Below are 9,442 nucleotides of genomic sequence, written 5' to 3' on the forward strand. Positions count from 1 at the left end.
CTAGAGCACCAGGATCACTAATACTAACACCAGCGCGCCGACGCGGCCGCGGCCGGATCCACAGGTGCGCCCGGCCCGTGGTCGCCGTGGCACGCGGGTCGACCACCGCGAGCCGCGCGCCGCGCCGGAGCGCCTCGCGGATCCGCCGCCACGTCTGCACGTGCGAGACGGCCGGGTTGTGGCCCCACACGAGCATGCTCGCGGCCTGCCCGTAGTGCGCAGCCGGCAGCCGGCCGCCGGACGTGTACGCCGTGCCGCCGCCCCGGCCCCGCCGCGGATGTGGCCGGTGGTCAGCACGTTCGGGGAGCCGAACCCCGCGGCGAGCCGGTCGAGGAACGGCGACCGGTCGCCGGCGTGGCCGCCGCCCGGCGCCGGCCGGGTGAACACGACCGACTCCGGGCCGTGCCGGCCGGCCAGCTCGCGCAGCCGCGTGGTGACGAGCGAGCGTGGTGCGCCGCATCGGGTACCGCGGCCGGCCCAGGTCGGGTCGCACGGACAGCAGCACGTCGTCGGCCGACACCACGGCCACGGTCCCGTAGCGGGACTTGCACTGCGCGCAGCAGCCCCGCACCACTCGGCCGGCGGCCATCGCCGGTATTCCTCTCCTCGGCCGCGGGCGGCGCGTCCCTCGCGCCGGCACCTCCGCGGCGGCCGGTCAGCCGACCGAGTCCTTGACGATGTCGGCCGCGACCGCCTTCTCGTAGTCCACGCCGAGGGGTTCGCCGCTCGCCTCGGCGAACTCGGCCAGTGAACCGAACACCTCGGGCGTGATCAGCGGGGAGTCCGGTATGGACTGGACGGCGTAGTCGTAGGCCGCGTCGAACGTCTTCGCGTCGAGGTCGGCGAACTCCTTCTGCATGCAGGGCTTGGCGGCTGCCGGGTCGTCGCGCAGGAGCTTCATCGCGTCGTCTATGCCGGCCACCAGTGCCTTGACCCGGTCCGGGTTCTGGGCGATCTCGCGGGTGTTCGCGGAGCCGACCAGGTAGGGGTAGTTCGCGATCTCCTCGAACTCGTTGCCGGTGAAGAGGATCTTGCCCAGGTCCTGCGACTCGGCCTGGTTGCCGTTGGGCGGCGAGCCGGCCAGCACCCCGATCTTGTCGGTCTTCATCGCGGCGAACATGTTGCTGTAGTTGCTCAGCGCGAGCATCCGGATGTCCTTGTCCGGGTCCATCCCGAACTTCGGCAGCACGAACCGCAGCAGCTGGTCGATCGAGTCGCCCGGGTTGAGGATGGCGACGGTCTCGCCGCGCAGGGCGTGCACCCTCTCCTCCAGTGTGGACTGCTCGGTGACGTTCTTCTTCGCCAGTACATCGTTGCTGCCGACGACCTGCACGCCGTAGCCGATGCTCGCGTTGAACAGCATCTGCACCGGGGCGCCTTCCCGGATCGGGCTGACCGAGGCCGGCGCACCGGTCATGGCGGACAGAGCGTCACCGGAGACGAGGCCCGCGATCGCGGCCGTGGTGCCCTGCGGTGAGACCGTCAGCTCGACGTCCAGTCCGTGGTCCTCGAAATAGCCCTCGCAGACGGCCACGTACGCGGCGGCCCACGTGATCACCTTGCCACCGAGGACTATCGTGGCCTGACCGAGGTCGCGGTCCTCCGCCGCGCCGCTCGGTGGGCTGTCCTCGCCACACGAGGTGATGCCGAGCGTCAGCGCGAGAGCTGCGGCGATGGCCGGGAACCGGCGAATCTTCGAAGAGACCATCATGTCCTCCATAGATGATATATCATCGTATGGAGTACTCGGAGTGGTGTCAATGGAGCCCACTCTCACTTTGGGTAGCGACACGCGGGAGGAATATCCCTTTCCCAAACCGACGTGAGTTGGCTATATCGTTTAGTTCACCCTGCGTACACTGAGGCGTACCGCAGCGCGAGGAGAGGTCATGGCGAGCACATCGATCATGAACAGTGAAGGCAGACCGGACGGCCTGCAAGACTTCGTCGCGCGCCGGCTGGCCAAGGCGATCGCCTCCGGAGACCTCCCACCGGGCACCCGGCTCTCCCCGGCCCGGCTCGCCGAAGACCTTGGCGTGTCACACATTCCGGTTCGCGAGGCACTCGCCGCGCTCGAGGCGGTCGGCCAGGTGAAGCGGATCCCGCGGGTCGGCTTCTTCGTCGCCGAGCTGTCCACGGACGACATCGAGGACATCTACCACTGGCGGCAGGTACTCGAGGACGAGGCGCACCGGCTGGGCGTGCCGAAGCTCGAGGAGGCCGACCTGGCCCGGATGCGGGAGATCAACGCGGACATGCTCGAGGCGGTCGAGGACCACAACACGCCCGCGTTCGTCGAGCTGAACCGGACGTTCCACTTCGTGCCGTTCGAGCGGGCCGGCAGCGACCACCTGCTCCGGTTCATCAACCACCTGTGGGACGCGGCGGCGCGGTACCAGAACACGATGGCCTACGTGCGGGTGCCCAAGGACCTGTTGCAGGAGCATCACGACGGGCTCATGCAGGCGTTCGAGGCACGCGACGTCGGCGCGGTGAACGGCTGGATGAGCAAGCACCGGGGGATCACCCTGGACGCCATCCGCAAGCTCCACGCCGCGGCCGCCGAGGCCGACACCAAGGGCAAGAAGCCGAGCGCGAAGCCGTAGCGGAGCGAACCCGGCGACCCGGCCTACATCTCACCGCCCTCCAGCATGTCGTCCTGCAGGATCGCCCACAGCTCCTGCTGCAGCTCGCGGAACCGGTCGTGGAAGCGGACCTCGAACACGTCCCGCGGGCGCTCGATGTCGATGGCCTTGATCGTGCGCATCGTGCCCGGCCGTGAGGAGACCACGACGACGCGGTCGGACAGGGTGACCGCTTCGGCGAGGTCGTGGGTGACGAACAGGATCGTGGTGCCCGCGTCCGCCCACAGGCGCAGCAGCTCCTGTTGCAGCACGAGCTTGAGCTGTGCGTCCAGCGCGCCGAACGGCTCGTCCATGAGCAGTGTCTCGGGCTGGTAGATCAGCGTGCGGGCGAGGATGACGCGCTTGCGCATGCCGCCGGAGAGCTCGGCGGGGTAGTGGCCGCCGAACTCCGCGAGGCCGACCTTCTCGATCATCGCCTCGATCAGGTCCGCCCGGTCCGTGCGCGGGTGGTGGCGGATCTCCAGTGGAATCCCGATGTTCTGCCGCACCGTGCGCCACGGCAGCAGCGTGTCGGCCTGGGTCACGTAGCCGACGCGGGTGTTCACCGTGCCGATCGGCGCGCCCTGGTAGCGCACCTGTCCGCTGGACGGCCTCATCAGCCCGGCGGTGATGTTGAGCAGCGTCGACTTCCCGCAGCCGCTGGGGCCCACGATGCTGACGAACTCGCCCGGCCGCACGTCGAAGTGCGCGTCGCCGAGCGCCTGAAAAGGCTTGCCCTTCTTGAAGAAGCGTTTGCCCACGTGGTCGAAGGAGATCATCGGCTCCCCGTCACCAGTGGGGTCCGCGCCTACCTCCCCGTCCGCGAGTGCGTGCGTTTCGGGCCGCATCGACATCCCTCCTACGCCGTCGTATTCGGTGTGTGCGAAGCCGCGGTCAGCTCCTGGCGTTGCGCCGCCGCAGCGACCACATCTGGGAGCCCCGTTCGAGCTCCAATGCCGCCGGCCAGGACACGCCCGGCGGGTCCAGCTCGCGCCGCAGCGAGCCGAGCACGCGGCGCGCGAGCTCCGGGTCGCGGGCGGCCGTCGCCGCCAGCTCACGCGCTCGTGCGTCGACCTCGTCGGCGTCCACCGCCTCCCAGGCGAGGCCCAGCTCGGCCGCCCGGGCGCCGGAGATCTCCGCGCCGAAGAGCCCGATCGCGGCCGCCGCCTCCCGGCTCACGAGCCGGCCGAGCAGCGCGAAGTGGCCGCCGCCCGGGTGCAGGCCGATCCGGGTGAACCCGCCGATGATCCGGGCGTCCTTCGCCACGATCCGCAGGTCGGTGGCCAGCAACAGGTTCACCCCGGCGCCGACCGCGGCGCCACGCACCGCGGCGATGGTCGGCACCGACATGTTCCCCACGCGCACGAACGCGTCGTAGATCGAGCCGAGCTCGGTGAACCGCTCGGGGTCGGCCGGGTCCTCGCCCGCCCTGGCGAGCACGTCGCGCTCGGCGCCGGAGCAGAACGCGCCGCCGCCACCCCGGACGATGACCGCGCCCACGTCGGCGTTCGCGTCGACCTCGTCGCACGCCTCGATCAGCCGCCGCGACGACTTCGGGTTCAGTGCGTTGCGGGTCTTCTCCGAGGTCAGGGTGATCGTGGCGATCCCGTCGGCGATCTCCACATCGATAGTCGCGGTCATGAGGGCCCTTCTAGTGTCGGTACTCCAGCACGCTCTTCACCGGTGTGCCGTCCTTGAGTGTGATCGGGTTGACGGGCACCATCGTCGCCTCTCCGAAGCTCGGGGCGAGCACCGAGTGCGGCCCGGCGCCGCCCGCGACCACGATCTGGATCTCCGCTGGGCTGTCGGCGAGCGGGATGCCGGTGTCGGGGTGGTCGGACGTGTAGCGCCTCGGCCGGCGGTGGCGCACCATCCCGTTCAGCGTCTCCGGCGGGAAGTCGGCCACCCGCACGCGCGCGTGCTCGTAGAGGAACTCCCGCACGTCGTCCTTGGTGAACCCGTCCTCGGCGAGGATCTGCGCGTGCTCGGGGCAGAAGAGGATCAGCGGGCCGCCGCCGAGCTGAACGTTCTGGTGGCCCACGGTCGCCGCGGCCGAGCAGAACGTGCGCAGGATGCCGGTCGCGCCGCGGCTCGCCAGGTCCAGCACGTTCTGCGTGCCGGTGACCGAGATCAGCGACACCGTGCTGGTCTCCTGGTCGAACCCGCGCTCGACGTGGAACGGTTCCCACGGCGACTCGGCCTCGTTCTCCGCGATGCACATGCCGAACTTGCCCGGCTGCCCCTGGGTCGACTTGTCCATCGTCTGCGGGGCGCCGCCGCCGATGTTCATCATGCACAGCCGGACCGCGCGGCCGACCGTGGCGTTGGCGCGGAAGCCCTGGCCGAGGCAGTTGCCCTTGCCGTTGAAGCCCAGCTCGTCCGCGATCGGGCCGTTGACCACGACCAGCACCGCGACCGGGTTCGTGGTGGCCTGGATGCCGTAGGTGTTGAAGTCGGCGTGCGCGAGGCCGCGCACCGCGGCGAGCACCACCGGCAGGTACTCCGGCCGGCAGCCGGCCATGACCGCGTTGACCGCGACGTCGTGCACGGTCGCCTCGGCCCGGGTCGCCGGGATCTTCCCCAGCGACTCGTTCGAGTCGAGGTCGGTGTACTCCAGCGCGGCGGCGACGGCGTCCTCGGTGGGCGGCACGATCGGCAGTCCGTCGGTCCAGCCCCGCTCCTCGTAGAGGTCGAGGACGTCGGACAGCTCGCCGGAGATCGTCAACAGCTCGGGCATCAGATCACTCCGTCCTCGCGCAGCGCGGCGATCGTGGCCTCGTCGAGGCCCAGCTCGGTGAACACGGTGGTGTTGTCCGCGCCGCGGGCCGGCCCGGCGTGCCCGACGGTGTGCTCGCGGCTCGGGAACTTCGGCACCACGCCCTGCATGAGCACCGGCCCGAGGATCTCGTCGGGCACCTCGATGAGGTCGTGGCGGGCGTGGTACTGCGGTTCGGCGACGATGTCCTCGGCGGAGAAGACCAGCTGGTGCACCGCGTCGGCCTCGGCGAGCCGCTTGGACAGCGTGTCCCAGTCCCACTTGGCGGCCCAGCGGTGTAACAGCTCGACGCACTCGTCGAGGAACTCGACCACGGCCTCCGGGTCGCTCATCATCACGCCCGCGTCGACCCGGGCCATCTGCGGCACCGCCTCCGCGGCCGCGAGGACCCGCCGGATGGCCGTGGGACCGACCGCGCTGACCACGAACCACTTGCCCTCCGCCGACCGGAAGAGGTTGCGCAGCACGCCGTGGCTGGTCAGCTTGTTGCCCGGCCGGTGCGGGGCGGTACCGAACTGGTGGTAGCTCGCGATCTGGGTGGGGATGATCCGGAACAGGCCCTCGTACAGCGCCATGTCGACGACCTCGACACCGGTGGCCGGCCCGTTGTGCGCCTTGCCCCACAGCGCGGCCATGATGCCGAACGCGCCGAACGTGGCGGCGACGCCGTCGGCGAGCGTGGTGGACGGAAACGTCGGCGGCCCGTCCGGCTCGCCGTTGAGGTGGGCGAACCCGCTGATCGCCTCCGCGATCGTGCCGAACCCGGGCCGGCTGCTCTCCGGGCCGGTCTGGCCGAACCCGGAGATCCGCAGCATGACCGCGTTGACCCCGGCCGCCGCCAGGTCGTCCGGGCCCAGCCCCCACTTCTCGAGGGTGCCCGGTCGGAAATTCTCGCAGATGACCTGCGCGCCGCGGGCCAGCTCGATCGCGAGCTCGCGGCCGCGCTCGGTGCTGATGTCCAGCGTGATCACCCGCTTGCCGCGCTGGATGACCGACCACCACATCGACTGCTCGCCCTTGCGCGGCAGCATCGTCCGGATCGCCGTCTTCGTCGGGTGCTCGACCGCCGTCACGTTCGCGCCGAGGTCGGCGAGCAGGCTCGCGGACAGCGCACCGGAGTACTGGTGGGACAGGTCGAGCACGCGCAGCCCGTCGAGGATCGGGCCCCGGGTCGGTGTCGCCGGAGTCGCCGCTGGTGTCGCTGCCGTTTCGCCGGTCATCTAGCCGCCTCTCTCGCCGCTGCCTCCGCCGATGCCCGAGCTACCACGCCGGCCTCCTCCAGCGCGTCGATGCGTTCCCGGTCCAGACCGAGGAGCTTCTCCAGCACCTCGTCGGTGTGCTCGCCCATCACCGGCGGGACCGTCGGCGGCGCCGGGTGCCACCGGTCCGACTCGACCGGCAGCTTGATCAGGTCCAGCTCCGCCCCCTCGACGCGCTGCACGATCCTGTTGTGCACCGCCTGCTCCGAGGCGACCGCGTCGTGCAGCTCGAGCACGGGGCTGTTGGGCACGTCCGCCTCCTCCAGCACGTCGAGCCACTCCGCACGGGTCCTCTCGCGGAAGATCTCCGCCAAAGTGGACATGAGAACGTCGCGATGGGCAAGCCTGTCCGCGTTGGACGTGAAGCGCGGGTCGTCCTTCCACTCCGGACGCCCGACCGCGTCGCAGAGCCGCCGCCAGAACCCGTTGGTGAACGCGCCGACCATCACGTACTGCCCGTCCGCGCACATGAACGCCTGGTACGGGACGATCTGCGCGTGCCCGCGGCCCAGCCGGGGGATGGTCTTGCCGAGCGTGGCGACCGACGGGATGTAGTTGGCCATCATCGCCATCGACGCGTCCAGCATCGCGATCTCGACGTGCTGGCCCTCGGGCAGCTGGTCCCGGCGGTGCAGGGCGGCGAGGATGCCGGCGAGCGCGAACAGGCCGGTGGCGTAGTCGGAGATCGGCGCGCCGATGCGGACCGGCCCGCCGTCCACCTCGCCGGTGATGCCCATCAGGCCGGACACCGACTGCATGATGATGTCGTTGGCCGGCCGGTCCCGCCACGGCCCGGACGAGCCGAACGCCGAGATCGAGCAGTACACCAGGCCCTGGCGGACCTTGCGCAGGTCCTCGTAGCCCAGCCGGTGCCGGTCGAGCACGCCCGGGCGGAAGTTCTGCACCACGATGTCACTGGCGCGGGCCAGGCCCGTGGCGAGCTCCCGTCCATCCTCTGTGGACAGATCGATGAGGACGCTCTTCTTGTTGCGGTTGAGGGCCAGGTAGTAGTCGGACTCGATCGGGCCGAGCATCGGCTCGCCCATGTACCGGGCGCCGTCACCGCGGCCCGGCTTCTCGACCTTGACGACCTCCGCGCCCATGTCGGCGAGGAACATCGTCGCGAACGGCCCGGCGGCCGCGTGCGAGAAGTCGAGCACCCGAAGCCCGTCCAGCGGTAGCGCGGTCTGTCCCACGGTGGTGCATCCCCTTATCTGGTCGAGCGCGTTCTGGCCGGGCGCGTCAGCGCGAGAACGTGGAGCGCGGCGCGACCGCGTCGCGGTACGCCTGCGCCACCTCCTCGGCCGGACGCGTCAGGCCGAACACGACCTCCTCGTAGGCCTCGTCGGTCAGTGCCCGCATCTCCTCGTCGGAGATCTGGCCGATCGGGTGCGGCAGGATCTGGATGGGCACGGTGTCCATGCCGAGCGCGGTCACCTCCGCTCTCGCCTTGAAGCCGAACGGCTCGGTGACGACCGAGACGGTCGGAACGCCGAGCTTCTCCAACGTGACTCCGTCGTGGACACTCCACGAGCTGCAGGAGCCTCAATCGCCGAAGGCCGTGACGACGAGGTCGCACGTCCGCATCTCCGCGAGCACCTCGGGCTCCATCGGCTTGCTCGCCGTGGGCTTGGCCTGCCAGACGAACTCGACGCCCGGGTGCCGGTCGGCGATGAGCTCCTGGAGCCGGCGCAGGTAGATGTCCGCGTTGACCTTCGCGTTCCACAGCAGGCCGATGCGCTTGCCGTCGAGCGAGTCGGGCCGGCGTGCGAGCTCGGGGCCGCCGGTGGCGGTGCTCTCCGGCTTGTCTGGGGTGGGGCGGTAGACACGGTATGTGGCCACGAGACGACCTCCCGGCGCAGTTGATACTATATATCAGAGCCTATGTGGTGGTCCGACGAGTGTCAATGAACAGCGTTGACCTGCGGATTCGTTCCTCGCGGCGAGCGTGCGGCATGATCGCGCGCGCCGGTGCTCGCCCGGGTGCCGAGGAGGGTCTCCGAGGGTCTCAGCGATGGACGATGGTCCACCGTTCCGTCCGGCGCGGGCCGTCGGCGGTGCGGTACTCGGTGGCCGTGGTGACCAGGAGCATCGGACCGTCCCGGCCCTGCTTCTCGGTGACGGAGTCGAACGTGGTGACGGCCTCGACGACCTCGCCCGCCCGGATCGGTGCGTGGAAGTCGACCGAGCAGCCGCCCATCAGGCGGCGGCGCAGGGCCGGGTGGTCGATGACGACCTCGTCGGGGCGGTGGCGCCGGCCGTCGGGCCCGACCTCGCCGCCGACCGCGAACGGCGGAAGGAACAGCGTGGGCGCGACCGTGGGGTCGGCGGGCCGGGGGAGGCCGACCGCCTCGGCGTAGCGGAGGATGTCCGACTCGCGCACCGCCACGGTGACCGGCGCCCAGGCCTGCCGGCCGATCAGCGCCTCGACGGTCCGCCGCGCGTCTTCCCAACTCACGGTGCCTCCTGGTGCGCTTCGCTCGGTCGCTGACTCGCCGGCTTCCCTCCTGCGCTGCTCGGCGTTCGTTCCGCACGCCTGCGCTGCTCGTCGCAGCGACGCTTGCGGAGCGACCATGTCCCAGTCCAGCCGGCGAACGCTCCCGCAAGCTCGCTCACGACAGCCCCTCGCAGGCTCGGTGCTGCCGCTCGCGGTCGCCCTGTGTTTGATGGTTCGCTCGCACGCTCGCTCACGACAGCCCCTCGCAGGCTCGGTGCTGCCGCTCGCGGTCGCCCTGTGTTTGATGGTTCGCTCGCACGCTCGCTCACGACAGCCCCTCGCAGGC

9 protein-coding genes and 1 pseudogene are annotated in these 9,442 nt (G+C 70.5%); 1 reads left to right on the forward strand and 9 read right to left on the reverse strand.

The window, feature by feature from the left end; genetic code table 11:
- Together ACRDTB_RS35755 and ACRDTB_RS35760 are read right to left on the reverse strand one after the other, a co-directional pair.
- Positions 1-589: pseudogene (locus ACRDTB_RS35755) on the reverse strand (hypothetical protein); the annotation flags it as partial.
- A 66-nt stretch (positions 590-655) separates the two neighbouring features.
- Positions 656-1,711 carry an ABC transporter substrate-binding protein gene (locus ACRDTB_RS35760; RefSeq protein WP_431436682.1) on the reverse strand — a complete coding sequence of 352 codons (1,056 nt, stop codon included), beginning with the start codon at positions 1,709-1,711 and terminating at the stop codon, positions 656-658.
- 178 nt (positions 1,712-1,889) lie between these two features.
- Between ACRDTB_RS35760 and ACRDTB_RS35765 the strand changes: the two genes are divergently transcribed.
- Positions 1,890-2,606 carry a GntR family transcriptional regulator gene (locus tag ACRDTB_RS35765; protein ID WP_431436683.1) on the forward strand — a complete coding sequence of 239 codons (717 nt, stop codon included), beginning with the start codon at positions 1,890-1,892 and terminating at the stop codon, positions 2,604-2,606.
- A 23-nt stretch (positions 2,607-2,629) separates the two neighbouring features.
- Here ACRDTB_RS35765 and ACRDTB_RS35770 read toward each other — a convergent pair whose 3' ends face one another.
- The 7 genes from ACRDTB_RS35770 to ACRDTB_RS35800 all read right to left on the reverse strand — a co-directional run bounded on the left by ACRDTB_RS35770 (position 2,630) and on the right by ACRDTB_RS35800 (position 9,117).
- Positions 2,630-3,472, reverse strand: a complete 843-nt coding sequence (locus tag ACRDTB_RS35770) for an ABC transporter ATP-binding protein (RefSeq protein ID WP_431436684.1) — start codon at positions 3,470-3,472, stop codon at positions 2,630-2,632.
- 46 nt (positions 3,473-3,518) lie between these two features.
- On the reverse strand, positions 3,519-4,265 hold the full coding sequence (locus ACRDTB_RS35775) for an enoyl-CoA hydratase-related protein (protein ID WP_431436685.1): 747 nt from the start codon (positions 4,263-4,265) through the stop codon (positions 3,519-3,521).
- 10 nt (positions 4,266-4,275) lie between these two features.
- Positions 4,276-5,361: a hypothetical protein gene (locus ACRDTB_RS35780; RefSeq protein WP_431436686.1), complete on the reverse strand. Its 1,086-nt coding sequence runs from the start codon at positions 5,359-5,361 to the stop codon at positions 4,276-4,278.
- Positions 5,361-6,620, reverse strand: a complete 1,260-nt coding sequence (locus ACRDTB_RS35785) for a CaiB/BaiF CoA transferase family protein (RefSeq protein WP_431436687.1) — start codon at positions 6,618-6,620, stop codon at positions 5,361-5,363. The genes ACRDTB_RS35780 and ACRDTB_RS35785 overlap by 1 nt, the downstream gene beginning before the upstream one ends.
- Positions 6,617-7,855: a CaiB/BaiF CoA transferase family protein gene (locus tag ACRDTB_RS35790; RefSeq protein ID WP_431436688.1), complete on the reverse strand. Its 1,239-nt coding sequence runs from the start codon at positions 7,853-7,855 to the stop codon at positions 6,617-6,619. The genes ACRDTB_RS35785 and ACRDTB_RS35790 overlap by 4 nt, the downstream gene beginning before the upstream one ends.
- A 46-nt stretch (positions 7,856-7,901) precedes the next feature.
- Positions 7,902-8,501 carry a UGSC family (seleno)protein gene (locus ACRDTB_RS35795; RefSeq protein WP_431436689.1) on the reverse strand — a complete coding sequence of 200 codons (600 nt, stop codon included), beginning with the start codon at positions 8,499-8,501 and terminating at the stop codon, positions 7,902-7,904.
- A 166-nt stretch (positions 8,502-8,667) separates the two neighbouring features.
- A complete protein-coding gene (locus tag ACRDTB_RS35800) occupies positions 8,668-9,117 on the reverse strand; it encodes an FAS1-like dehydratase domain-containing protein (protein ID WP_431436690.1) in 450 nt (149 codons plus the stop codon).
- Between the last annotated feature and the right edge of the window lie 325 nt (positions 9,118-9,442).

The organism is Actinophytocola sp., assembly GCF_050699935.1.
Taxonomy (GTDB): Bacteria; Actinomycetota; Actinomycetes; order Mycobacteriales; family Pseudonocardiaceae; genus Actinophytocola.

What these genes read in the sequence shown, in the direction of transcription:
- ACRDTB_RS35760 (WP_431436682.1), bottom strand. Translation starts at nt 1,711, where the DNA reads ATGATGGTCTCTTCGAAGATTCGCCGGTTCCCGGCCATCGCCGCAGCT.
- ACRDTB_RS35765 (WP_431436683.1), top strand. Translation starts at nt 1,890, where the DNA reads ATGGCGAGCACATCGATCATGAACAGTGAAGGCAGACCGGACGGCCTG.
- ACRDTB_RS35770 (WP_431436684.1), bottom strand. Translation starts at nt 3,472, where the DNA reads ATGCGGCCCGAAACGCACGCACTCGCGGACGGGGAGGTAGGCGCGGAC.
- ACRDTB_RS35775 (WP_431436685.1), bottom strand. Translation starts at nt 4,265, where the DNA reads ATGACCGCGACTATCGATGTGGAGATCGCCGACGGGATCGCCACGATC.
- ACRDTB_RS35780 (WP_431436686.1), bottom strand. Translation starts at nt 5,361, where the DNA reads ATGCCCGAGCTGTTGACGATCTCCGGCGAGCTGTCCGACGTCCTCGAC.
- ACRDTB_RS35785 (WP_431436687.1), bottom strand. Translation starts at nt 6,620, where the DNA reads ATGACCGGCGAAACGGCAGCGACACCAGCGGCGACTCCGGCGACACCG.